Here is a 23920-nt window from a genome sequence, read left to right as displayed (position 1 = left end):
CACTTTTCCGGATCATGCGCTCAGCCCTTCATCAGATTGACGTCCTCAACCGCGATCGAGCCGCGGTTGCGGAAATAGACCACCAGGATGGCGAGACCGATCGCAGCTTCGGCAGCCGCGACCGTCAGCACCAGCAGCGCGAAGACCTGGCCGACGATGTCGCCGAGGAAGCTCGAGAACGCCACGAGGTTGATGTTGACCGAAAGCAGGATCAGCTCGATCGACATCAGGATGACGATGATGTTCTTGCGGTTCAGGAAGATGCCGAGGATGCCGAGCGTGAACAGGATCGCGCCGACCGCCAGATAGTGTCCGAGCCCGATCGTCATTTCACCCACTCCGCCGCATCCGCGTCCGAGAGCCCCTGCCCCGGCGCCACCTTGCGCACCGCCATCGCGATGTCGGGCGTGCGCGCGTTCTGAACGTTGATGTCCTGCCGCTTGACCTTCTCCTTGTGGCGCAGCGTCAGCACGATGGCGCCGATCATGGCGACCAGGAGCACCATGCCCGAGAGCTGGAAGTAGTGGATGTACTTCGTATAGAGCACGAGACCGAGCGCCTCGGTGTTGCTGACGTTGGCCGGGATCGCTGCCGTGATCGTCTTGGAGACGCCGGGATTGATGACCCAGAAGCCGACGGTGAGCAGCAACTCGAACATGAAGATGCCGCCGATCACGAGGCCGACCGGCAGGTACTCGATGAAGCCCTCGCGCAGCTCGAGGAAGTCGACATCGAGCATCATGATCACGAACAGGAACAGCACCGCGACCGCGCCGACATAGACGACGATCAGCATCATGCCGAGGAACTCGGCGCCCATCAGCACGAACAGGCCGGAGGCGTTGACGAAGGCCAGGATCAGGTACAGCACGGAGTGCACGGGATTGCGCGAGACAATCACCATCACGGCCGAGGCGACGCAGACGCCGGCGAAGAGATAAAAGAACAGTGCGGGAAGGATCATGCCCTCACCTCACCGGTACGGCGCGTCGAGCTCGATCGCCTTGGCGATCTCGCGTTCCCAGCGGTCGCCGTTGGCGAGCAGCTTGGCCTTGTCATAATAGAGCTCCTCGCGGGTCTCGGTCGCGAACTCGAAGTTCGGGCCCTCGACGATGGCATCGACCGGACAGGCTTCCTGGCAGAGGCCGCAATAGATGCACTTCACCATGTCGATGTCGTAGCGCACGGTGCGGCGGGTGCCGTCGTTGCGGCGCGGGCCGGCCTCGATGGTGATGGCCTGCGCCGGGCAGACCGCCTCGCACAGCTTGCAGGCAATGCAGCGCTCTTCGCCGTTCGGATAGCGGCGCAGCGCGTGCTCGCCGCGGAAGCGGGGCGAGATCGGGCCCTTCTCGAACGGATAGTTCAGCGTCGGCTTCGGCTGAAAGAAATAACGCATGGCGAGGAAGAACGCCGAGACGAATTCCGACAGCAGAAGCGAGCGTGCAGTGGCGTTGACGTTGATACCCATGACGGCCCTCACTTCGGCGCGATGCCGGCGAAATGCAGCACGCCGGCCACCACGATCACCATCGCCAGCGACAGCGGCAGGAACACCTTCCAGCCGAGGCGCATCAATTGATCGTAGCGGTAGCGCGGCACGATCGCCTTCGCCATCGCGAACAGGAAGAACATGAAGAACAGTTTCAGCGAGAACCAGATGATCCCCGGTACCCAGTTGAAGGGCGGCAGGTCCACCGGCGGCAGCCAGCCTCCGAGGAACAGGATCGTCGCCAGCGCGCACATCGTGACGATTGCGACATACTCGCCGAGCATGAACAAGAGGTACGGCGTCGAGCCGTACTCGACCATGAAGCCGGCGACGAGCTCGGATTCGGCTTCGACGAGGTCGAAGGGCGGACGGTTGGTTTCCGCCAGCGCCGAGACGTAGAACACCACGAACATCGGGAACAACGGCCAGACGTACCAATTCAGGATCGTCAGCTGCGGCAGCCCGATCAGGCTGGCGAGACCGCGCGCGTGCTGGGCCTCGACCACCGCCGTCAGGTTCAGCGTGCCGGCGCAGAGCAGCACGGTGATGATGACGAAGCCGATCGAGACTTCGTAGGACACCATCTGCGCGGCCGAGCGCAGCGCGGCGAGGAACGGATACTTCGAGTTCGACGACCAGCCGGCCATGATGATGCCGTAGATCGACAGCGACGAGATCGCGAAGATGAAGAGGACGCCGACATTGATGTCGGCGATCACCCAGCCGAGATTGGTCGGGATCACCGCCCAGGCCGCGAGCGCGAGCACGCATGAGACCAAGGGAGCAAGAAGAAACACGCCCTTGTTGGCGCCGGCCGGGATGATCGGCTCCTTCAGCACGAACTTCAACAGGTCGGCGAAGGATTGCAGCAGGCCCCACGGGCCGACGACGTTCGGGCCGCGGCGGATCTGCACCGCCGCCCAGATCTTGCGGTCGGCGAGCAGGATGTAGGCGATCGCGACCAGCAGGACGACGAGCACGAGGACACTCTGCGCGACCATGATGATCAGCGGCCAGAGGAACCCGGTCCAGAATGCGCTTTCGAAGAATTCCATCAGATCACGCTCACTCCGCTGCGGTCAGCATCTGCCCGGAGGCGAGGCGCGAGCACTCCGCCATCACGGCGGACGCACGCGCGATTGGGTTGGTCAAATAGAAGTCCTCGACCAGAGGCTTGAACGGCGCCTTCTCGGGCGAGCCGCCCTTGCCCGCCAGCTTCTTGATCTGGTCGGCCGAGCCGGCCTCGATCTGGTCGAGACGGATGAAATGCGGCACGGCCTTGAACATCGCCTGGCGCAGCTGCGCAAGCGAGTCGTAGCCGAGCTTCTTGCCGAGCGCTTCCGACAGCGCGCGGATGATCGCCCAGTCCTCGCGGGCCTCGCCCGGCGGGAACGCGGCGCGGCCCGTCATCTGCACGCGGCCTTCGGTGTTGACGTAGATCGCGGACTTCTCGGTGTAGGCAGCCGCCGGCAGGATGACGTCGGCGCGGTGTGCGCCACGATCACCATGGGTGCCGATATAGACGACGAAGGTGCCGTCAGGCGCCTTGATCTCGTCGGCGCCGAGCAGGAACAGCAAGTCGAGCGTGCCGAAGGTCGTCATCTGCGCAGCATTGAGGCCGCCGCTGGTTGCGGCAAAGCCGATGTCGAGCGCGCCGACGCGCGAGGCGGTCTCGTGCAGCACGCCAAAACCGTTCCAGCCGTCCTTGACTGCGCCGACATCGAGCGCGAGCTTGGCGCTGGCGGCGAGAATGGCGGCGCCGTCGTGACGGGCGGCCGCGCCCGCACCGACCAGGATGATCGGTTTCTCAGCGTTCTTCAGCACGTCCATGAAGGAATGCTTGCCGGCCGCGAGCTCGGCCAGCGTCTCGGTACCGGCACCGAGATGGTCGTAATCATAGGTCAGGTCGGCCTTGGCACCGATCACGCCGACCTTGAAGCCGCCGGCACGCCAGCGCTTGCGGATGCGGGCGTTGAACACGGCCGCCTCTTTCCGCGGGTTCGCGCCGATGATGAGCAGCGCGTCCGCCTGCTCGACGCCGGCGAGCGTCGGATTGAAGATGTAGGAGCCGCGGCCGAGCGCCGGATCGAAGGCGTCGCCGCCCTGCACCGCCAGATTGCCCGAGCCGTATTTGCCGAGCAGGTCCTTCAGCGCGAACATCTCCTCGACGCCGGCGAGATCGCCTGCGATCGCGCCGATGCGCTTGCCGTCGGTGCGCGCCGCCTTGGCGGCGATCGCGGCGAAGGCCTCGGTCCAGCTCGCTGCGCGCAGCTTGCCGGCTTCGCGGATATAGGGCCGGTCGAGACGCTGAGTGCGCAGGCCGTCGACCACGTGCCGGGTCTTGTCGGAGATCCACTCCTCGTTCACGGCCTCGTTGATGCGCGGCAGGATCCGCATCACCTCGCGGCCGCGGGTGTCGACGCGGATCGCAGAGCCGACGCCGTCCATGACGTCGATCGACTGGGTCTTGCCGAGCTCCCACGGGCGCGCCGCGAAGGCATAGGGTTTCGAGGTCAGCGCGCCGACCGGGCAGATGTCGACGAGGTTGCCCTGCAATTCGGACGTCAGCGCGTGCTCCAGATAGGTCGTGATCTCCATGTCCTCGCCGCGGCCGGTGGCGCCCATCTCGGGCGCGCCGGCGACTTCCGCCGAAAAGCGGACGCAGCGCGTGCACTGAATGCAGCGGTTCATCGAGGTCTTGACCAGCGCGCCGAGATATTTGTCCTCGACCGCGCGCTTGTTCTCGGCGAAACGGCTGGTGTCGACACCATAGCCCATCGCCTGGTCCTGCAGGTCGCACTCGCCGCCCTGGTCGCAGATCGGGCAGTCCAAGGGATGGTTGATCAGGAGGAATTCCATCACGCCTTCGCGTGCCTTCTTCACCATCGGCGAACGCGTCGAAATCTCCGGCGGCTCGCCCTTGGGGCCCGGACGGCAATCGCGCACGCCCCAGGCGCAGCTCGCGACCGGCTTCGGGCCGCCCTTCACCTCGACGAGGCACATCCGGCAATTGCCGGCGATCGACAGCCGCTCGTGATAGCAGAAGCGCGGAATCTCGGCGCCGGCCGCCTCGCACGCCTGAAGCAGCGTGTACTCGGCGGGGACATCGATCTCTTTGCCGTCGATGATGAGCTTGGTCATGTCTCTTACTCCGCCGCGACCATGTTCACGGGATCGCGGACGCCGATGTCGTCGACATCGGCCTTGTGCGAATATTGGTCGATGCGCGCTTCGATCTCGTGGCGGAAGTGCGTGATCAGGCCCTGGATCGGCCAGGCCGCGGCGTCGCCGAGCGCGCAGATGGTGTGGCCTTCGACCTGCTTGGTCACCTCGAGCAGCATGTCGATCTCGCGCTTATGGGCACGGCCTTCGGCCATGCGGGTCAGCACGCGCCACATCCAGCCTGTGCCTTCGCGGCACGGCGTGCACTGGCCGCAGCTCTCGTGCTTGTAGAAATAGGAGATGCGGGCGATCGCACGGATCAGGTCGGTCGACTTGTCCATTACGATCACGGCGGCGGTGCCGAGGCCCGAGCGCAGCTTGCTCAGGCTATCGAAATCCATCGGCGTGTCGATGATCTGCTCGGCCGGCACCATGCGCACCGACGAGCCGCCGGGGATCACGGCCTTGAGGTTGTCCCAGCCGCCGCGAATGCCGCCGCAATGCTTCTCGATCAGCTCACGGAACGGGATGCCCATGGCCTCTTCGACATTGCAGGGCCGCTCGACATGGCCGGAGATGCAGAACAGCTTGGTGCCGACATTGTTCGGGCGGCCGATGCCGGCGAACCACGCCGCGCCGCGGCGCAGGATATCGGGCGCAACGGCGATGGATTCGACGTTGTTGACGGTGGTCGGGCAGCCGAACAGACCGACATTCGCCGGGAACGGCGGCTTCAGCCGCGGCTGACCCTTCTTGCCCTCGAGGCTTTCGAGCAGCGCGGTCTCCTCGCCGCAGATATAGGCGCCGGCCCCGTGGGCGACGTAGAGGTCGAACGGCCAGCCGTTGAGATTGTCCTTGCCGATCAGCTTGGCCTCGTAGGCCTGGTCGATCGCGGCCTGAAGGCGCTCGCGCTCGCGGATGAACTCGCCGCGGACATAGATGTAGCAGGCATGCGCGTTCATCGCGAAGCTCGCGATCAGGCAGCCCTCGACCAACAGATGCGGATCATGCCGCATGATCTCGCGGTCCTTGCAGGTGCCGGGCTCGGATTCGTCGGCGTTGACGACGAGATAGCTGGGACGGCCGTCGGTCGATTCCTTCGGCATGAAGGACCACTTGAGACCGGTGGGGAAGCCGGCGCCGCCGCGGCCGCGGAGCCCTGAGGCCTTCATCTCGTTGATGATCCAGTCGCGGCCCTTGTCGATGATGTTCTTGGTGCCGTCCCAGGCGCCGCGGCGCCGCGCACCCTCGAGCCCCCAATCATGGAGGCCGTAGAGGTTCTTGAAGATGCGGTCCTTGTCCTCGAGCATATCAGTGCTTTCCGATCAACGAATGGACTGCTTGTAGGCAAGTCCGGCGGCGCAGACGGCGAAGAACAGCGCCCAGAGCAGACTGGTCTCCTGCGACGCGTTCATGAAGTAACGCTGCAGCAGGAACATGAAGGCAGCCGCGATCGCGGCGTGCATGGCGACGAAGCCCCATTTCTTCACGGCCGCGGTCCCTCCGGTTATGGCGAGATCACGCATCAGGTGATCTCCTTGAGCGTGGTCGGTCCGGTGATCGGCGCCGAGAATTGGCGGCCGTTCTGCGGACCGGGCTTGGGCGGATTGCCCGAAGCGAAGCCATCGAGCACCTTGCCGAAGCTTTCCTTGGTCAGGTCCTCATAGGTGTCCTTGCCGATCAGCACCATCGGCGCGTTCACGCAGGCGCCCAGGCACTCCACCTCCTCCCAGCTGAAATTGCCGTCCTTGGAGAGATGGAAGGGCTCGTGATGGATGCGGTGCTCGCAGACGTGGATCAGATCCTCGGCGCCGCGCAGCCGGCACGGGGTGGTGCCGCAGACCTGGACGTGAGCCTTCTTGCCGACGGGGGCGAGCTGGAACATGGTGTAGAAGGTCGCGACCTCCAGCACGCGGATATAGGGCATGTCGAGCATGTCGGCGATGACGCGGATCGCGGCCTCCGACACCCAGCCCTCGTTCTGCTCCTGCGCGCGCCAGAGGATGGCGATGACGGCGGAGGCCTGACGGCCTTCGGGATATTTCGCGATCTGCTGCCGGGCGAATGCGAGGTTCTCCTCCGTGAACGCAAAGCTCGCGGGTTGGACTTCCTTCGGTGCTAATCGGCGAACGGACATCTCTTCAATCTCTCACTGCATGCGGCGCGCGGTCTTGGTATCCAGGTTCTTGGCGTTCATGGCCTCGATCCTGTCCTGCCAGAATGCGCTTGCGGTGCCGAAAACGTTGTAGCCGACGTGGGTCGAGACCTTGATGCGGTCGAGGATCGACAGCTCGGTCACGGTTTCCATGCGGTTGCTGCGCGGATCGAACACGATCAGCTTCAGTGGGGTCTGTTCGAGGATGAAGCGCGACACGGCGTGCGAGCGGTCGCTGCCGTGCTCCTCGCACATGATGACGCTGTCGGCCTGAAGCAGCCGTGCCCCGCCCTTGATCGCCTCGATCTCGACGCCCTCGACGTCGAGCTTGATCAGGTACTTGCCGGTGGCCGCGACCTTGCCGTCCTCGATCAAATTGTCGAGCGCGATCACCGGCACCTCCTCGCCGCCCGCCGACTGATCGCCGGCGATGCTGAAGGCCTCGTGCTTGGTACCCGACAGACGCGCGGTGCCGCGCGCCGCGCCGATCGCGCATTTCATGGTCTCGAAGCGGCCAGCGTTGATGCGGGCATTGTTGGCGAGCTTCGAATAGTTCTGGCCCGACGGCTCGATCGCGATCGCCTTATGCGCGCCGAACGGCTTGCTCGAGACCAGCACCGACCAATAACCGTAATTGGCGCCGCAATCGAGCAGCGTGTAGTCGACGTCGATGGAATCGGCGAACAAGAGCTCGAGCTCGTCCTCGTAAATGTAGGAGCGGTTGAGCAGCTTGCTCCAATAGCCGTCGCCGTAAGGGAATTCGAACACCGCGTCGGGATTGAGCCTGATCGCGATGTTGCGCTCGGGCAGCGTCTTGCGCAGCAAATTCGCGCAGGCGATGTAGCCCATATGCGAGAAGTGCGAGGAGATCTTCGATCCCGTCACCAGCGCCAAGGCAGCCGTCCGCTCCCACAGGTTCGCCCCTTCAAGGGCCCCCGAGGCACGGTCAAACTGGATTGGCGCCTGCGCCATCACCGATCGACCTCTCCGAACACGATGTCGAGCGAGCCCAGGATCGCCGAGACGTCGGCCAGCAGATGGCCGCGGCAGATGTGATCCATCGCCTGGAGATGCGCGAAGCCCGGCGCGCGGATCTTGCACTTGTAGGGCTTGTTGGTGCCGTCGGCGACGAGATAGACGCCGAACTCGCCCTTGGGCGCCTCGACCGCGGCGTAGACCTCGCCGGCCGGCACGTGGACACCTTCGGTGTAGAGCTTGAAGTGGTGGATCAGCGCTTCCATCGAGCGCTTCATCTCGCCACGGCGCGGCGGCGCGACCTTGTTGTCTTCGACGACGACCGGGCCCTTGCCGTCAGGCGCGTTCAGCTTCTGGATGCACTGTTTCATGATGTGCACGGACTGGCGCATCTCTTCCATGCGGATCAAATAGCGATCGTAGCAGTCGCCGTTCTTGCCGATCGGAATGTCGAAATCCATCTCGGCGTAGCACTCATAGGGCTGCGACTTGCGCAAGTCCCAGGCCGCGCCCGAGCCGCGCACCATCACACCCGAGAAACCCCATTCCCAGGCTTCCTTGAGCGGCACCACGCCGATGTCGACGTTGCGCTGCTTGAAGATGCGATTGGCGGTGAGCAGACGGTCGAGATCGTCCACAACCTTGAGGAACGGATCGCACCAGGCCTCGATGTCGTCGACCAGCTTCTGCGGCAGGTCCTGATGCACGCCGCCGATACGGAAATAGGCCGCATGCATGCGGCTGCCCGAGGCGCGCTCGTAGAACACCATCAGCTTCTCGCGCTCTTCGAAGCCCCACAGCGGCGGGGTCAGCGCGCCGACGTCCATCGCCTGCGTGGTGACGTTGAGCAGATGCGAGAGGATGCGGCCGATCTCGCAATAGAGCACGCGGATCAGCTGGCCGCGGCGCGGCACCTCGATGCCGAGCAGCTTTTCGGCGGCGAGGCAGAAGGCGTGCTCCTGATTCATCGGCGCGACGTAGTCGAGCCGGTCGAAATAAGGGATCGCCTGCAGATAAGTCTTCTGCTCGATCAGCTTCTCAGTGCCGCGGTGAAGCAGGCCGATATGCGGATCGACGCGCTCGACCACTTCGCCGTCGAGTTCGAGCACGAGGCGCAAAACGCCGTGCGCCGCCGGGTGCTGCGGTCCGAAATTGATCGTGAAGTTACGGAGATTCTGCGGTTGCTCGTTCATGATCAGACCTTCGGCCCCGCTTTTTCATCGCCCGGAAGCACCGGATAGTCGGCACCTTCCCAAGGGGATAAAAAGTCGAACTTGCGGAATTCCTGGTTGAGGCGGACCGGCTCGTACACCACCCGCTTCTCCTGATCGTCGTAGCGGACCTCGACGAATCCGGTGAGCGGGAAATCCTTGCGCAGCGGATGGCCCTCGAAGCCGTAGTCCGTGAGGATGCGGCGCATGTCGGGATGGCCGACGAAGAACACGCCGTAGAGGTCGTAGGCTTCGCGCTCGAACCAGTCCGCGCCCGGGAAGACGTCGATCAGCGAGGGCACCTGCGTGGTCTCGTCGGCTTGCGCCTTGAGCCGGATGCGCGCGTTCAAGGTCGGCGACAGGAAGTGATAGATGACGTCGAAGCGCTTCTCGCGATCCGGATAGTCCACCGCCGTGATGTCGGTGATGTTGACGAACCGGCAGTTCGGGTCATCGCGGAGGTACTTGACCACCTCGACGATCCTGGCGGCCTCGACGTCCACGGTGAGCTGGTTGAAGGCCACCGAGTGACCGGTCGCGGCGCCCGGAAGCGCGCTAACGATCGTCTGCCCCAGGGCGTCGAGCTTGGCGTCGTCCATGACGTAAAACCTTAGCGTTCGATGGTGCCGGTGCGCCGGATCTTCTTTTGCAGCAGCAGCACGCCGTAGAGCAGCGCCTCCGCCGTGGGCGGGCAGCCCGGCACGTAGATGTCGATCGGCACGATGCGGTCGCAGCCGCGCACGACCGAGTAGGAATAGTGATAATAGCCGCCGCCATTGGCGCAGGAGCCCATCGAGATGACGTAGCGCGGCTCGGGCATCTGGTCGTAGACCTTGCGCAGCGCCGGCGCCATCTTGTTGGTCAGCGTTCCCGCCACGATCATCACGTCGGACTGACGCGGCGAGGCACGCGGGGCGAAGCCGAAGCGCTCGACGTCGTAGCGCGGCATCGAGACCTGCATCATCTCCACCGCGCAGCAGGCGAGACCGAAGGTCATCCACATCAAAGAGCCGGTACGCGCCCAGGTGATGAGGTCGTCGGTCGCGGCCACGAAGAAGCCCTTGTCGGACAGCTCGGAATTGACCTCGAGGAAGAACGGATCATTGGCCCCGACCGGCTTGCCGGTCGAAGGATCCAGAATACCCTTCGGGGCCGGTGCGATCACCGGACCTGCGGACTGTGTAGACGGGTTCAATCCCATTCGAGGGCCCCTTTCTTCCATTCATAGGCGAACCCGACCGTCAGCACGGCGAGGAACACCACCATGGACCAGAAGCCGGTCGCGCCAAGCTTGCCGAACGCCACCGCCCAGGGAAACAGAAACGCCACCTCGAGATCGAAGATGATGAAGAGGATGGCGACGAGATAGAAGCGGACGTCGAACTTCATGCGGGCGTCGTCGAAGGCGTTGAAGCCGCACTCATAGGCCGACAGCTTTTCGGGATCCGGCTGCTGGAACGCCACGATGAACGGCGCGATCAGCAGCACGAGGCCGATCAGGCCCGCTACCCCTATAAAGACGACGAGTGGAAGATAGTTCTGCAGAATGCCGCTCATTGGCGAGCCCTTTTCCCGCAGCCTCGGGACAGCCACGGATTCGTCCGATTTGGAATTATTCTGAGCCTTAGCGCAGTGCACCAATGGGCGCAAGACACGCTCTTTTCAGGCCCTTTGCCGCCCCCAGCACGGTGAAAATCCCGGAATCACCCCGCGGCTGGTATGGAGCAGATCGTCCTACCCAGCAAGGGCTGCCACGGTCTCGCAGGTCAGCCGTTCTGAGATTGCGGCACTCGGGCCGAGGCCGCTATCGCTGCGCGCTGACAGACCAAATGCTCGGGTTTTTGGTGCGGCAGTGCAGCGCCGCAGGGGCAACTTCCCCCGATGTCGCGGGGACAGATTTGCCGATCGGCGCGGCCAGGACACCCATGCTGGTGCGGCCGCCTCAGGTGCAGGAAAGACCTGTCCACAGCTCAGAGTAATCGGAGGAGCCATGCGTCATCACAGGACCAGGGCTCGTCCGGCGAATGTGCCCGCGATTGGCTCCAAGCCGGTCGCGGGCGCGGCGGCGACCTGCCGGTCGCTCGCGCCGCGCCCGGATGAGCTTTGGGCCGGGGGGCATGGCCCGCGAAGCTCATCTTGACGGTGGATCAGCGGACGCCCAGGCGGAGCCGGGCGAACATCACGATCGGTTGCTCCGAGCCCCAGAGCCTTCCGGCCCTGCCCTCGGCTGCCCTCACCATTTGTAGGAGACGCTGGCGGTGACGCGCCGACGGTCGCCGTAGAAGCAGGACGTGGACGACGCGCAGCTTGCGACATAGATCTTGTCGGTCAGGTTGATCACGTTCAGCGCCGTCCGCCAGTTCTGCCATTCATAGTGGAGCGCGAGATCGCCGAGCACGACCGCGGGAACCTCGAGCGTGTTGGCGGTATCGGCCCAGGACGAGCCGATGTAACGTACGCCGCCGCCGAAGCCGAAGCCCGCGAGCGGTCCGTCCTTGAAGGTGTAGTCGGCCCAGCCGGACACCAGGAGTTCGGGCGTGTTGGTCGGCGTCTTGCCGACGAGCGTCGGATCGAGATCCTTGCTCACAAAGAGATTATAGGCCGTGAAGGCACCGATGAACTTCAGCTCCTTCGTGGCATTGGCCACCGCCTCGAGCTCGATGCCGCGCGAGGTCACCTCGCCAGTCTGGTTCTGCAGGAGCGGAACGCTGCCCGGCACCGTTGTCGGGACATTCTGACGGACAAGGTCGAACGCCGAAACGGTGAAATAGCCGTCGAATCCGACCGGCGCGACCTTCACGCCGATTTCGGCCTGCTTACCGGTCTCCGGCAGGAAAAGCTGGTTCGACGCATTAAGGCCGATGATTGGATTGTAGCTCGTTGAATAGGAGACGTAAGGCGAGATGCCGTTGTCGAAATTGTAGATCAACCCGGCGCGGCCGCTGAACCTGCTGTCGTCGCGGCTGGCGACGGTGGCGCCGGTGTCCCGGGCTTCCTGCGTCGTCTCGACCCAGTCATTGCGGCCGCTCAGCACCAGCGTGAAATTGCCGAGCTTCATCTGGTCCTGAACGTAAGTACCAGCCTGTTTCTGCGTGATGAGGAAGTTGCGGAACGGCGAGCCGGGTAGCGGAACCTCAGCTCCTCCGTAGGCCGGATTGAAGACGTTGATCGAGGGCACACCGAACCCGAAGGCCTGGTAATCGTCGATTTGATAGCCCCGCAGATCGACACCGAACAGCATCGTGTGCCTGACGGCGCCGGTGTTGAAACGATACTCCAGCTGGTTGTCGAGATTGGCCTGATTCGCGGTGTTTTTCGCATACCAGTTATAGCGGCCCATCGTCGCCGTGTTGATGTTGTCCCAGCCGTTGCCGACATAGCCGCGATAGGTGATGTCGACATGCGCAAAGCGCGCGTTCTGACGGAACGTCACATCGTCGGTGAGATGACGCTCGAACTGGTAGCCGAGCATCTCCTGCTCGCGCGTGAACTTATCGACACTGGGATCGCCGACGAAGAAGCTGGTCGGGATCTTGCCGAACGGCGCGCTGGTCACCGTGCCCTGATAGGGCAGGAAGTTGATGCCGCGGGTATCCTGCTTCGAGGCCGACGCCAGCACCGTGAAGGTCGTGTCGGCATCGGGCTTCCACGTGACCGACGGCGCGATGAAGTAGTTGTTGTCAGGTGTGAAGTTGACCTGCGTACCGCCGTTCTGGACCTGGCCGACCACGCGCGCGAACAGCTTGCCGTTATCAGGACTGGTCGCAACCGGACCGCCCATGTCGAAGCTGACATAGGCGTTGCCGAAGTTGTTGACGCCGGTCTCGATGTAACGGATCGGTTCGGCCGGCGGCATCTTGCTGATGACGTTGACGATGCCGCTCGGGCTCGATCCGCCATACAGCACCGCCGACGGACCGCGCAGCACCTCGACACGCTCCATGTTGGGCGTCTGCAGCTTCCAGCTCGCATAGGACGTGTAGAACAGCTGCATGCCGTCGAGGAACAGCCCAATGTCCTCGGACTTGAAGCCGCGGATCAGCCACCAATCGTTGCGCGTGTCCGTACCGAAAGTCCCTGCCCGCACGCCGGCGGTGTAGCGCAGAACCTCGTCGAGCTTGTTCGGCTTCTGGTCGCGGATCTGCTCGGCACCGATGACGGACACCGCCTGCGGCGTCTCCATGATCGGCGTGTTGGTCTTGGTGCCCGACGAGCTGCGGCCGGCGACATAGCCATTCACCGGCCCGCGCGGCGTCTCGACGAAGCCGACGTCGCGCCGTGGCTGCGGCCTGTTCGAGGCAGGGGTCTGCGCCGAGATCCGCGTCGCGCGGCGCTGAGGCGTCGCCGCGGTGCGGCGGCGCGCTTCCGGCGCCGTGACCGTCACCGGCGGAATGTTCTGCGCGCCACTCTGCGCGGACGATTGTGCAAGCGATGCCTGAGGCATCAAAACCCAAGCGGATGCGGTCGCCAACACGGCCGACCGCAGCATTCCAAGACTGTTCAACGCGCCACCCCAAAGCTGCATGTTCGATGCGTCATGCCGCCTGTCCCGGGACGGCATGCGCTTGCAGTGACGCTTATGTGAGGGCGCGGGAATTCCCTAATTGAATGCTTCTTAGAAAGACTCTTAGAAATGCTCCAATATTTCCGTATGTTGCTGCAACATCAGCGGGCTTCGGCGGCGATCACCGAAAGACGATCGGGCGGCCAAACGGCGCCCCAGACCAGCCCATCGCGGCCGTCCGAATGAAACTTGCCGGCCGGGCGAGATGAAACCATTTTGCGGAACCCGCGAAACCATCCGGAAACAGACGGCGCTTAGAAGATGAGCCCGTAGACGACGGCAAAGCCCGTCGGGAGGCTCAGATGAACCACTCAATTCATTCTGCTGATCGTGCGACCCACCTGAAGATCGTGGTGGTGGCGCTGGTGGCCGGCATTGCCGTGGCCGGCTTCGGGATTGCGGCCCGCACCCATGCCGATTACAGCCAGACCGCCCAGTCCACCCAGGTCATCAAGGCCGGCAAGCCGGTGGTGGTGACCAGCGCGGGCACGTCCGAGATTCGCTGAACAACCGAAAAGGTCCGGTTTGATACCAAACGGCCGCCTTCAGGCGGCCTTTTCGTTCGGTTTCACCCATGCGACGGCGCCGCGGGGGATGTTGCCTCCGCCAGGCGCGAGAGGAGCGCAAGAAGATGCCCGCCGGGCACGGCGGGCATCCGTCTTCGAGATCGCTCTACCAGGTATAGCGAAGGGCGGCCTGAGTACCCGCGATCGAGGTTCCGAATCCCCCAACCCCAGGCAGCAGGGGGTCCGGCAAGGTGATGCTGCTGCCATGAACTTCGAGGTAGGACGACAGCTGCGGCGTCCAGAGCACGTTGACCTTTGCGGAACCGCGAAGACCATTAGTACCGATCACGCCGGCCGCAACGGGGACCGCACCTCCAACGGCGCCGGCGCCGCTCGCGTCAACGATCCTGTAGTACTGACCCGAGATCGACGGCTGGATCTTAAAGCCCAGCCAGTCCGTCTCGAAGCCGGCGCGCATGCCACCGTGAAATTCGGTTGAATCGCCCGTCTTGCTGCCGAAATTGGCGGTATAGCCCTCCGAATAGGTTACGCCGACCGTGGGCTCGAACCACACGGTGTAGGGGAAGTCGAACCGGTATTGGCCGTTCCAGGTATAGGCGATGCCGGTGCCGTCCGCGGTCGCGGCAAGGGGAAGATTGGATGTGGTGCGAGTCCAGCTCGCAAGCGCGGTGAAGTCAGTCGAGAAACCGCCGTTGAGATACGACAGGGTGCCGGAAGTCGATGGAATTGAACCATCGGTCGTCAGTCCACCATTCGTGAAGGTGTGCGCCCACGAATGGGAGCCAGTCCCGATGAAGGTCAGCGCGTCGGTTGCAGTGAAGATACCGATCTTGGTCACATCGACTGCGCCGGTCACCGTCGCAACGCTGACCTGGACCCCGCTCGATTGCGCACTGTCGCCACTGCCGACGAGGTTCGCGCCGTAAAGCCAGACCGCCGGGGGCGGCGCTGCAAGTGCCGGAGCCTTGGCGTAGGCCAGGGCACCGAACGGATTGCTGACACCCCTTGCGGCGAACGGATCACGGCGGTCGAAATCCGACTCCTCGCCGCTGAAGCGCAGCATTCCAGGAGGAGTAACGACCCTGCGATGCTGAATCTGGTCGCGGACGTTCTGGATGATGTTCTGAACGGTGTTGTTGATGACTTGCTGCGGAACATTGACCTCCTGTGCGGAGACCGGTCGCGTCGCAAACAGACTAAGCAAAAAAGGTACGGCCACGACAAAGCCGCGGCGGAAAATTCCTGCCCTCATGGTATTCGATCAGCCCCCTGCTGGTTCAGCCCCGAGCCTTGGCGGGAGGTAAATTCCCGCAAGCTTCAGGCGCCGAATTTATTTGCAAAGCACCCGCGGCGTCTTCACCTGATTGGCTGAATTGGGGGTTCGGCTCCATCAAGCGCGCCCAGCTGATGCTCATTTGCAACACTTTCCCAAGCCGCGCTGCACGCCGAGCAACACGCCCGGATACGAGAAGCAACCCAACGCAGGGCGCGCGCCGATATCCCACTACTCCACCGTCGAGCGGTTTCGCTTCTTCGTGGCACCACGCTGCGTTGCCGTCTGGCTCAGCTCCGGACTTTTCTTAGGCTTGCCTGCTTCCCGTGCCCGGATGTGCCGTCGCACGTCCTCTCGAACGTTCTGGATGATCGAGTCGCGTGACGACTCGGCCGGATCATTGCAGCGGGCCACGCTGCACAAAGCGACGAGCAGCGGCAGGGCCAGAATTGGCGCACGGGCGAACTTGACTGTCCTGGTCATCCGCAGTCTCCGAAGATGTCGCCGGCCTCGGCCGCCTGCGCCATCAACACCAGCGCAGCGCGACTGGTTTCACCGCTCGCGACGTGCAGCCTCTTGGTCGAAGCATCGCCACTCCCGGTTCACGAAATCCTGAACACGGAGGCCTTTGATGTCGTCATCCAGCATCCCTTGATGTAAAATCCACGAACAAGCCGCCTTAGCCCGTTTCTGCGATTTTCATTTTCTGAGTTTCTGCCGATGCCTGCCCATTTCGGGATTTTCGTTCTCGCCAGCTTGCGTCCCCTCTTCACGTTGCAGGATCTGGCACGCCGGATCGCCGTTCTCGGCTGCGTAGCGTTGTCGATGCTCGTTTCGACAATACTGCAGGCGACCGCTGGAGACAGGATCGCGCTCGTTGTCGGCAACAGCAACTATCGCAAGGTCCCAAAACTCATCAACCCGGCCAACGACGCCGCCGACATGGCGATGTCGCTGGGTCGTCTGGGATATTCCGTCAGGCACCTCGCCGACCTCGATTACAATCATTTCCGGCAGGCCCTCATCGAATTCGGCAATGCTGCGAAGACGGCCGACAAGGCGGTGATCTTCTTCGCAGGCCATGGCGTCGAAATGGACGGAAAGAACTGGCTGATTCCGGTCGATGCCGAAATCAAGTCCGAGATCGATGTCTATGCCGAGGCGATCAATCTCGAGACCCTGATCGATATCTCCGTGATGCCGAAGATCATCGGCCTCGTGGTTCTCGACGCCTGCCGCAACGACCCGTTTGAAACGACGAAGGTCGCCGCCGCGGGACGCGCGCTGTCGTCGCGGCCATCGAAGGCAGCCGCGCCAGTGTCCGGCACACCCCGTTCCCCGACGCCTTTCGCGGCCGACACGCGCGGTCTTGCCCCTGTCGAGGTGAGCGACAACGTGCTCGTTGCCTTTGCGGCCGCTGCCGGCACGACGGCGAGCGATGGGACCGGGCGGAATAGCCCCTACTCCGGCTCGCTCCTGCGCCATGTCGAAACGCCGCAACTCGAGATCAACTATCTCTTCCGGATCGTGCACGACGAAGTCTGGAAGGAGACCGGGACACAAGAGCCGGCAATCTACGGGACGCTGCCGAAGGGCGACATCTATCTCAACGGCGACGCCGCGGTCGCAAACGGCGATGGTGGAGCAGATGCCGAGCAGCTCGCCTGGGAGTTCGTCCGCTCGACCAACGAGATCGCGACCTTGCGCCGTTTCGCCCAGCAATTCCCGGCGAGCGCGCATAGGGCCGAAATCGACCAGCGCATTGCGCAGTTGCAGACAGCTGAAACGAACGCCTGGAAGATCGTCGAGCGACAGAAGTCGCTCGCGGCCTACCGCGCCTATTTGGATCTCTATCCGTTTGGCGAGCATGTCGAGAGCGCCCGGGTCGCGCTGGCTTCGCTCGAGAAATCGGCTAAGCCGGGCCAAGCCACCGGGCAGATCGACATGCCCGGTCCGCCACCGGCGAGCTATCAGCTCGCCTCGGCCGAGACGACCACCGGCAATTCGGAGGCAGTCGAGAAGGCATGGGACGTCCTGAAGGAATCACGCGATAAGAGCGTGGTTGGCCGGTTTGCCGAGCGCTATCCGAGCTCGCGCCATAACCGCCTGCCGCCGGGCAGCGACCTTGCCCTGCGACCGGTCAATTCCACCGAACTGATGCTGCAATCAGCGCACGATAGCGACGTGAACGCCTGCTTCGACGGCGATTCCGGGGCGTGCGCCAGATCCATCAAAAAATACCCGGACTACGTCCAGCTTCAATTCCAGCTTTGCCGGTCCAAGGGCAATCCCAAGGGATGCATGATCAACGCGGTGACCGAGGCGCGCAGGCGCGGGCTCCTGGTTTCCGCCTACACCCGCTCGGAAGAGGAAAAGGTTCGCAATCGCGAATATCGGCGAGTAGTTGCACGCGTGAACCAGAATGTCGGCAATGTGGTCAGCGGCGTCGTCAGCAACGTCGTCGGCAACGTTGTCAGCAATGCCGTTTCGACTGCGGTCAGCAATGCCGCGTCGAGCGCAGCAAGCCGGGCGGCATCGCAGGCGGCATCAGCCGCAGCGTCGAACGCTGCCAGCCGATCAGCCTCGAGCGCTGCATCAAGCGCGGCCAGCAGAGCGGCCTCGACTGCCGCTTCGAATGCCGCGAGCCGCGTCACCATTCCATCGGACATCCGCCTCAAGGAGGACATTACGGCACTCGGCTGGACCGATACTGGCCTCCGCCTCTATCGCTATCGATACAAGGGCGATGCGAGGTTCTATGTCGGCGTGATGGCGCAGGAGGTCGCGCGGCAGACTCCCGCGGCGGTGTCGTCTGGAGTGGACGGGTTTCTGCGCGTCGACTATGGTCTGCTCGGCCTCGATTTTCTCACCGACCGCGACTGGATGAGGCGGCAGCTCCGTTCGGGCATCGACTAAGGGACGCGACTCCAACTTGCGCTGGCTGGCACTGTTCATTGCCATCGGGCTTCTCTTCGACGCCGAAGCAGAAGCTTCCAACCGCCGTGTCGCCTTGGTCATTGGAAACGCGAGCTACGCGAACGCGCCGCCGCTCGGCTCTCCCGTCAATGATGCCGAGGACATTGCCGCGGGTCTCGCCGGCCTCGGCTTCGATGTCGATCTGCGCAAGAACACGACCATCGACGATCTGCGCGTGGGGCTCGTCGCCTTCACCGAGAAGTCCGCCGCTGCGGACATCGCGATCTTCTATTTTGCCGGATACAGCGCAGCCGCCGGTGTCGGCAGTTACCTGATCCCCGTCGATGCGCATCTCGCCACACCTGAATCGGCCAACGCAGAGACCGTTCCCCTGGCTGCGGTGACCGCTGCCGCAGGGCGGGCTCGCAGGCTGGGTCTGGTGATCCTGGATGCCATGCGGGAGAACCCGTTCCCTGCGATACCGAATGGCCGCAGCAGCAGCTCTTCCCTGACCTCAGCCGGAAGCACACCGATCCGCAACACGCTCGTGTTCTTTCCAGCGGAGCCGGGGCGGACCGCGGAAGAAGGCGAAGGCCGGAACAGCCCTTTCGCTGCGGCGCTGCTGAAATACCTCCGGCAGGCCGACCTCGAGATCAACTTCGTGTTTCGCAACGTTCGCGACGAGGTTCGGCAGGCAACGCACCGGAAGCAGACGCCCTACATGTATGGTCAGCTTTCCAAGGACAAGATCTATCTCCATCCCGTCAAGCAAGTCGTCCAGGACGATACCGCCGTCATGCAGCACTGCGACAACGCCGTTGCCGGGCTCGCGGATTTGAGGGCAGCCGGCGCCGACCAAGGCGAGACGCGCGACAATCTAAAGGCGGCGAGCGCGGTTGCGGCGTGCGCGGAGGCGGTCAAGCGGTGGCCAGGGGTGGACCGCCTGCACTACCAGCTCGGGCGTTCACTGTTCGCCATGCGCGATTACGGAGGAGCGGTGGCGAGCTACAAGGCGGCATCCGAGCTCGGCAACGCACGCGCGCTCTACGAGCTCGGATTGATGTATGAGAACGGCAACGGCGTCGAGAAAGATCCCGCCCGCTCGCGCTTCTACTATGAGATGGCCGCCGAGAAGAAGATTGCGCCAGCACTCGTCAGCCTCGGCCTACAGCAGGAGCGTGGAATCGGCGCGGCCAGCGATCCCGCAAAGGCCTATGCGTTGTACCAGCGGGCCGCCGAGCTCGGCGATGCGACGGCCATCAACAGGATGGGGGAGCTTGCCGAGAAGGGACTGGGAGCCAGGCGAGACCTGAAATTGGCTCGGGCGCTGTACCAGAGGGGCGCCGCGATGGGCGGACTCGAAGCCCTGGTCAATCTCGCCCGGTGCAACGCCAACGGAATCGGCGGCCGACGGGACCTTGCCGAGGCCAGACGGCTCCTGGCCAAGGCGGCGCAGGCCGGCAGCACAGACGCACGGCGCATCCTCGCGCATATCGAGGAGTCCAAGCCGAAATAAACGTATTCTGGCGGGGAGGAAGCGATCGGGATGAAACGGCAGTCCAAGCGGCGCTTTTGGCCGCAAAATACAGCAACTATTTGATCTATTTGCCAAAAATGGCGCGAGAGACGGGGCTCGAACCCGCGACCTCCGGCGTGACAGGCCGGCGCTCTAACCAACTGAGCTACTCCCGCGTGACACGCAATGTCTGCGGAACGAGGGGGGACTTAAAGGCCCGATCTGGTGAAGTCAAGGATGTTGCATCCACAGCTCAAACCAGCGGATTCCACTGCTGGCACACACGAACGCGGCCCTCGGTAACGCCGGCGGCGTAGTCAGTCCGGTCCCGAATCGTCTACGCCTCCGGGAACTTGCGGGTCAGGGGCCATCTCCCTTCTGGACGACCTGCAAGATCGAGGAGGCCAGACATGGCTAAGAAGGATCCGGCTAAGAAGGATTCTGCGAAGAAGGCGGCCGCGCCCGCCACGATCACGCTCAAGCACCTCGCCGCCGACATTGCCGAGCGCCAGGATGTCTCCAAAAAGCATGCCGAGGCCGTGCTGACCGACATGGTCGATCTGATCACCAAGCACCTCAAGAAGGGCGACCGGGTCCGCATCGTCGGCCTCGGCATCCTCCAGGTCCGCAAGCGCGCCGCCCGCACCGGCCGTAATCCTTCCACCGGCGAAGCGATCCACATCAAGGCCACCAGGAAGGTCGCGTTCCGCCCGGTGAAGGAACTGAAGGAAGCGATCTGAGGCCGCTAAAGCCCGCCCCCGAGCCCGTTGCGGCCGCATCACGGCCCGCTTTTCTGATATACCGCCAGCTTCAAGAACACCCGGCGGTTTGACCAGAATGTCCTCCCTCTCCTTTTCGCATACCGTGACCGAGCGCTTCCTGCGCTACGTCACCATCGACACCCAGTCCGATCCGGCATCCCCCAGCTCGCCGTCGACCGAGAAGCAGAAGGATCTCGGCCGCGTGCTCGCTGCCGAGCTGAAGGCCATGGGCGTTGTGGACGCGCATCTCGACGATTACGGCTACGTCTACGGAACGATCCCGGCCAACACCGACAAGAAGGTGCCGGTGATCTGCTTCTGCTCGCACATGGACACCTCGCCCGACGTCACCGGCAAGGACGTCAAGCCGCAAATCGTGAAGAACTATCGCGGCGGCGACATCACGCTGCCCGGCGACACCAGCCAGGTGATCCGCTTCAATGAGCACCCTTCGCTGAAGAACCAGATCGGCAACGACATCATCACCACCGACGGCACGACGCTATTAGGCGCCGACAACAAGGCCGGCGTCGCCGAGATCATGGATGCCGCGCATTTCTTCATCAACAATCCCGACGTGAAGCACGGCACCATCAAGATCCTGTTCACGCCGGACGAGGAGATCGGCCGCGGCGTCGATAATGTCGACCTGAACAAGCTGGGCGCCGATTTCGGTTACACCATGGACGGCGAGAGCGCCGGCTGCGTCGAGGACGAGACCTTCTCGGCCGACGGCGCCACCATCACCATCAACGGCGTCAGCGCCCATCCCGGCTACGCCAAGGGCAAGATGGAGCACGCGATCAAGATCGCCGCCGCCATCGTCGAGCGTCTGCCGAAGGAGGGCTGCTCGCCCGAGACCACCTCGGGCAAGCAGGGTTTTGTGCATCCGATCGGCATCGACGGCGCGCTCGAACAGGCGACGCTCTCCTTCATCGTCCGCGACTTCACCGAGGAAGGGCTGAAGGAGAAGGAGGCGCTGCTCGAGGGCATCGTCAAGGACGTGATGAAGGACTACCCGCGCTCGACCTACACGTTCGAGGTCAAGGAGCAGTACCGCAACATGAAGCAGGTGATCGATCGTCACCCGCACGTGCTCGAATACGCCATCGAGGCGATCCGCCGCGCCGGCCTGCGCCCGATGCGCACCGCGATCCGCGGCGGCACCGACGGCTCGCGCCTGTCCTTCATGGGCCTGCCCTGCCCCAACATCTTTGCCGGCGAGCACGCGTTCCATTCGCGGCTCGAATGGGTCAGCCGGCAGGACATGGAGAAGGCGGTGCAGACCATCGTGCATCTGGCGATGATCTGGGAAGAGAAGGCCTGACGCTTCCTGAAGAGTCGAATATGGCCGGGCTTGCGCCCGGCCATTTCCATTTGGTTGAGGGGCCTACGGCACCGGCATTGCGCGCGGGTTGCGGTGGAAGCGGTTGGCGCTCGCCATCCAGTTCGGCAACGGCTCTCCATCGCGATGGCGTCCGCCGGCAACCGCCGCGGCCCAGGCCACTGCGGCGCCGATCAGGGTCGCGGCTGCGACCGAGAACGCCACGATGATCGAGTTGCGCCGCGCGCGGTTGATCGCCGTCTTCGCGTCTGCGATCAGGGCGTCAACGCGCTTTTCGGCGTCGGGGGCCGCCAGTCCCGTGACCGCGGCGACCTGCTGCACGAGGTACGTCCGGTCATCGGCGGCGACGCCGCTGTGGCTGGACGACGTCATCAGGATACGTCCGGCTTCGGCGCGCGCTTCCCTTAGGTCGGTGTTCGGAGCGCGGCGCGGCGCGCGGAACAGCTTGTCGAGCTCATAGCTCAACAGGGGCTCGGCGGCCGAGGTGTTGCTCGCCGAGCTGCGCATCGGGGAACGGTCGATCGCGGCAGCGCCGAGAAGGGCCAGCAGCGCGGCGCCGGCCAGGACTGCCAGCGCCCAGGCGGTCAACCCGTGAAGCCCGTCCCGCCGCTCGCCGTCATCCTCGATCGTTGCGAGCGCTGGCTCGGACCGGGTGGTCCGGCCGGCGACGTAACCGCCAAATCCAAAACTGACGATCGCCTGGATGATCAGATAGAGCCCGGAGAGTAGCGCCAGCGCCGCCGACGCATCGCGCCAGCTCGGCGAGGCCGAACTGACACCGAGGCCGACCGCGACACCAAAACCGATCAGGATGAACGACATTGCACTCGCAGCAAGCGCGCCCGCGAACACCGAGCTCCACTGGATGGTTCGAGGCGCCTCAACTGCCAAGCCGCCTTCCATGACCTCTTCCCGCATCAGAGTCTCGACCGTCATCGCGGCGCTCTCAGCGCAGGCCGAAGAACGACAGGATCGCCATGATGACGACGATCAAGCCGATCAGATAAATCAGTCCGTCCATTGTCCGTCCTCCTCAGTCTCTTCTCTCGCTAATCGCGAGGTATGAGGAACGTTCCAAATTGGACAGATCGTATGGAACGAACTTGGAGGATGCGGGTTGTCTGTCCAAGTCCTAGGGATAGAGATTGTGAGCACATGAGGCCTCAGCCGGCTCGTCCGGCTGGGGCCTTTCCGCGTTGCGGCCGGCAGGTTTCCTCCTGTCGTATGTTAACGACGCCGGATCCGGGATCATCAATGATGCGATCGGGGCGGAACCTCCGGATCAGGAGAGGCGCGGTGGACCGCAGAACGGCGTGCCTGCATCAGGCGAATGCATTCCGGGAGAAGGCCCTCGCCGATCCCGAGCACCACGACCAATGGATCGACGAAGCCATCAAATGGCTGGAACGGGCTATGGAGGCGAGCTGTCGGGCGGTCATCACCATGGAAGGTGACAATGGCAGCGACGCTCCGGCCCCCGCGTTCGAAACCATGGCGCCGCATCGGCGCGTCATTATCCGCCAGTGAGAGGCGCTGGCAGCGCATGCACTGCTGCGGCAATTGTTCCAGGGACGTAACAATGTTGCGGGTCGACACTGTTCCCGCACCCATGCTAGGCCGGGCACAGTCCGCAACCAGAGTGAACTCGTGCTCGCAAACCGTCAGCCCTCAGGATCCCGCCGCTCGCGTTTTCCGCGCGGGCTGCTGTCCGTGCTGATCGCGGCGGTCTATCTGCTCGCGGGCGCTCTGCACGGCGCGCACGACATCGACGTCACCACGCCCCGCGGCGGTTCGGAGATCGCCGCGGTCCTCGATGGCGCTACCGGCCATGGCGACCACAAGACCATCGGCGGACATCATTGCCACGGCTGCTTTTCGCTGACCGTGGCACAGCCGGCACCATCGACCGCGGCGATCGCGCTCGTGTCGGCACCGAGCCCGCAACAGGCCCCCCGCCTCGCCGGAATTGTGCCCGATACCGACTCTCCCCCTCCCAGACCTATTGCCTGAACGGATTGGTCGGGCG

Annotated in this window: 24 protein-coding genes and 1 tRNA gene; 7 read left to right on the top strand and 18 right to left on the bottom strand. The window is 63.8% G+C overall.

The features are described 5' to 3' along the window. Positions 1-20: 20 nt before the first annotated feature. From nuoK to I6F33_RS16225, 14 genes are all read right to left on the bottom strand, one after another. Positions 21-329, bottom strand: a complete 309-nt coding sequence (nuoK, locus tag I6F33_RS16290) for an NADH-quinone oxidoreductase subunit NuoK (protein WP_036010170.1) — start codon at positions 327-329, stop codon at positions 21-23. Next, complete coding sequence (locus tag I6F33_RS16285; RefSeq protein WP_036010173.1) at positions 326-964, bottom strand: NADH-quinone oxidoreductase subunit J; 639 nt, start codon at positions 962-964, stop codon at positions 326-328. The genes nuoK and I6F33_RS16285 overlap by 4 nt, the downstream gene beginning before the upstream one ends. A gap of 9 nt (positions 965-973) precedes the next feature. Continuing rightward, complete coding sequence (gene nuoI, locus I6F33_RS16280; protein WP_027550624.1) at positions 974-1462, bottom strand: NADH-quinone oxidoreductase subunit NuoI; 489 nt, start codon at positions 1460-1462, stop codon at positions 974-976. A 14-nt stretch (positions 1463-1476) separates the two neighbouring features. Then, positions 1477-2544 (bottom strand): NADH-quinone oxidoreductase subunit NuoH, encoded by a 1068-nt coding sequence (gene nuoH, locus I6F33_RS16275; RefSeq protein ID WP_085969087.1) that lies wholly within the window; start codon positions 2542-2544, stop codon positions 1477-1479. 10 nt (positions 2545-2554) lie between these two features. Further along, positions 2555-4630 carry an NADH-quinone oxidoreductase subunit NuoG gene (gene nuoG / locus I6F33_RS16270; protein WP_225143284.1) on the bottom strand — a complete coding sequence of 692 codons (2076 nt, stop codon included), beginning with the start codon at positions 4628-4630 and terminating at the stop codon, positions 2555-2557. Positions 4631-4635: 5 nt separating this feature from the next. Further along, positions 4636-5961, bottom strand: a complete 1326-nt coding sequence (nuoF, locus tag I6F33_RS16265; protein WP_036025343.1) for an NADH-quinone oxidoreductase subunit NuoF — start codon at positions 5959-5961, stop codon at positions 4636-4638. A gap of 15 nt (positions 5962-5976) precedes the next feature. After that, a complete protein-coding gene (locus I6F33_RS16260) occupies positions 5977-6177 on the bottom strand; it encodes a hypothetical protein (RefSeq protein ID WP_225143282.1) in 201 nt (66 codons plus the stop codon). Continuing rightward, positions 6177-6788, bottom strand: coding sequence for an NADH-quinone oxidoreductase subunit NuoE (nuoE, locus tag I6F33_RS16255; RefSeq protein ID WP_225125163.1), 612 nt, complete (start codon positions 6786-6788; stop codon positions 6177-6179). Before nuoE ends, I6F33_RS16260 begins: the two co-directional genes overlap by 1 nt. Before the next feature lie 12 nt (positions 6789-6800). Beyond that, positions 6801-7778, bottom strand: a complete 978-nt coding sequence (locus I6F33_RS16250; RefSeq protein ID WP_036025345.1) for an FkbM family methyltransferase — start codon at positions 7776-7778, stop codon at positions 6801-6803. Beyond that, positions 7778-8974, bottom strand: coding sequence for an NADH-quinone oxidoreductase subunit D (locus I6F33_RS16245; protein ID WP_036025346.1), 1197 nt, complete (start codon positions 8972-8974; stop codon positions 7778-7780). The genes I6F33_RS16250 and I6F33_RS16245 overlap by 1 nt, the downstream gene beginning before the upstream one ends. 2 nt (positions 8975-8976) lie before the next feature. Beyond that, positions 8977-9591, bottom strand: coding sequence for an NADH-quinone oxidoreductase subunit C (locus tag I6F33_RS16240; RefSeq protein WP_036010195.1), 615 nt, complete (start codon positions 9589-9591; stop codon positions 8977-8979). Positions 9592-9602: 11 nt separating this feature from the next. Then, entirely contained in the window at positions 9603-10187 is a 585-nt protein-coding gene (locus I6F33_RS16235; protein ID WP_225143511.1) for an NADH-quinone oxidoreductase subunit B family protein, read from the bottom strand. Next, positions 10184-10549 (bottom strand): NADH-quinone oxidoreductase subunit A, encoded by a 366-nt coding sequence (locus I6F33_RS16230; RefSeq protein ID WP_008136158.1) that lies wholly within the window; start codon positions 10547-10549, stop codon positions 10184-10186. Before I6F33_RS16230 ends, I6F33_RS16235 begins: the two co-directional genes overlap by 4 nt. 676 nt (positions 10550-11225) lie before the next feature. Continuing rightward, the gene (locus I6F33_RS16225; protein ID WP_225143280.1) at positions 11226-13481 is read right to left on the bottom strand and encodes a TonB-dependent siderophore receptor; all 2256 of its coding nucleotides are present in this window, start codon (positions 13479-13481) and stop codon (positions 11226-11228) included. Between the two features lie 377 nt (positions 13482-13858). On the opposite strand from I6F33_RS16225, the gene I6F33_RS16220 reads away from it, so the two are divergent. After that, a complete protein-coding gene (locus I6F33_RS16220; RefSeq protein WP_036010204.1) occupies positions 13859-14062 on the top strand; it encodes a hypothetical protein in 204 nt (67 codons plus the stop codon). A gap of 166 nt (positions 14063-14228) precedes the next feature. Here I6F33_RS16220 and I6F33_RS16215 read toward each other — a convergent pair whose 3' ends face one another. After that, positions 14229-15335 (bottom strand): autotransporter outer membrane beta-barrel domain-containing protein, encoded by a 1107-nt coding sequence (locus tag I6F33_RS16215; protein ID WP_225143278.1) that lies wholly within the window; start codon positions 15333-15335, stop codon positions 14229-14231. Positions 15336-15587: 252 nt separating this feature from the next. Beyond that, positions 15588-15839, bottom strand: a complete 252-nt coding sequence (locus tag I6F33_RS16210; RefSeq protein ID WP_225113098.1) for a hypothetical protein — start codon at positions 15837-15839, stop codon at positions 15588-15590. 237 nt (positions 15840-16076) lie between these two features. Between I6F33_RS16210 and I6F33_RS16205 the strand changes: the two genes are divergently transcribed. Together I6F33_RS16205 and I6F33_RS16200 are read left to right on the top strand one after the other, a co-directional pair. Beyond that, entirely contained in the window at positions 16077-18272 is a 2196-nt protein-coding gene (locus I6F33_RS16205) for a caspase family protein (protein ID WP_109143575.1), read from the top strand. 16 nt (positions 18273-18288) lie between these two features. Next, positions 18289-19788, top strand: coding sequence for a caspase family protein (locus I6F33_RS16200; RefSeq protein WP_051057011.1), 1500 nt, complete (start codon positions 18289-18291; stop codon positions 19786-19788). A 99-nt stretch (positions 19789-19887) separates the two neighbouring features. On the opposite strand, the gene I6F33_RS16195 is transcribed toward I6F33_RS16200, so the two are convergent. Further along, a tRNA-Asp gene (locus I6F33_RS16195) sits at positions 19888-19964 on the bottom strand. 234 nt (positions 19965-20198) lie between these two features. Here I6F33_RS16195 and I6F33_RS16190 point away from each other — a divergent pair. Together I6F33_RS16190 and pepT are read left to right on the top strand one after the other, a co-directional pair. Beyond that, positions 20199-20528, top strand: coding sequence for an HU family DNA-binding protein (locus I6F33_RS16190; RefSeq protein WP_036010212.1), 330 nt, complete (start codon positions 20199-20201; stop codon positions 20526-20528). A gap of 97 nt (positions 20529-20625) precedes the next feature. Then, positions 20626-21876: a peptidase T gene (gene pepT / locus I6F33_RS16185; protein ID WP_036010215.1), complete on the top strand. Its 1251-nt coding sequence runs from the start codon at positions 20626-20628 to the stop codon at positions 21874-21876. Positions 21877-21939: 63 nt separating this feature from the next. Here pepT and I6F33_RS16180 read toward each other — a convergent pair whose 3' ends face one another. Beyond that, positions 21940-22830, bottom strand: a complete 891-nt coding sequence (locus I6F33_RS16180; protein WP_036010217.1) for a hypothetical protein — start codon at positions 22828-22830, stop codon at positions 21940-21942. A gap of 360 nt (positions 22831-23190) precedes the next feature. Between I6F33_RS16180 and I6F33_RS16175 the strand changes: the two genes are divergently transcribed. Both I6F33_RS16175 and I6F33_RS16170 read left to right on the top strand, forming a co-directional pair. Continuing rightward, positions 23191-23421 carry a hypothetical protein gene (locus tag I6F33_RS16175; protein WP_051057014.1) on the top strand — a complete coding sequence of 77 codons (231 nt, stop codon included), beginning with the start codon at positions 23191-23193 and terminating at the stop codon, positions 23419-23421. A 120-nt stretch (positions 23422-23541) separates the two neighbouring features. After that, a complete protein-coding gene (locus I6F33_RS16170; RefSeq protein ID WP_036010221.1) occupies positions 23542-23904 on the top strand; it encodes a hypothetical protein in 363 nt (120 codons plus the stop codon). The last annotated feature ends 16 nt before the right edge of the window (positions 23905-23920 follow it).

Origin of the sequence: Bradyrhizobium sp. BRP20 (genome assembly GCF_020194215.1) — a bacterium.
Classification (GTDB): domain Bacteria; phylum Pseudomonadota; class Alphaproteobacteria; order Rhizobiales; family Xanthobacteraceae; genus Bradyrhizobium; species Bradyrhizobium yuanmingense.
Note: the sequence above shows the minus strand (reverse complement) of the source record. Positions and strands in the feature narration are given on the sequence as shown.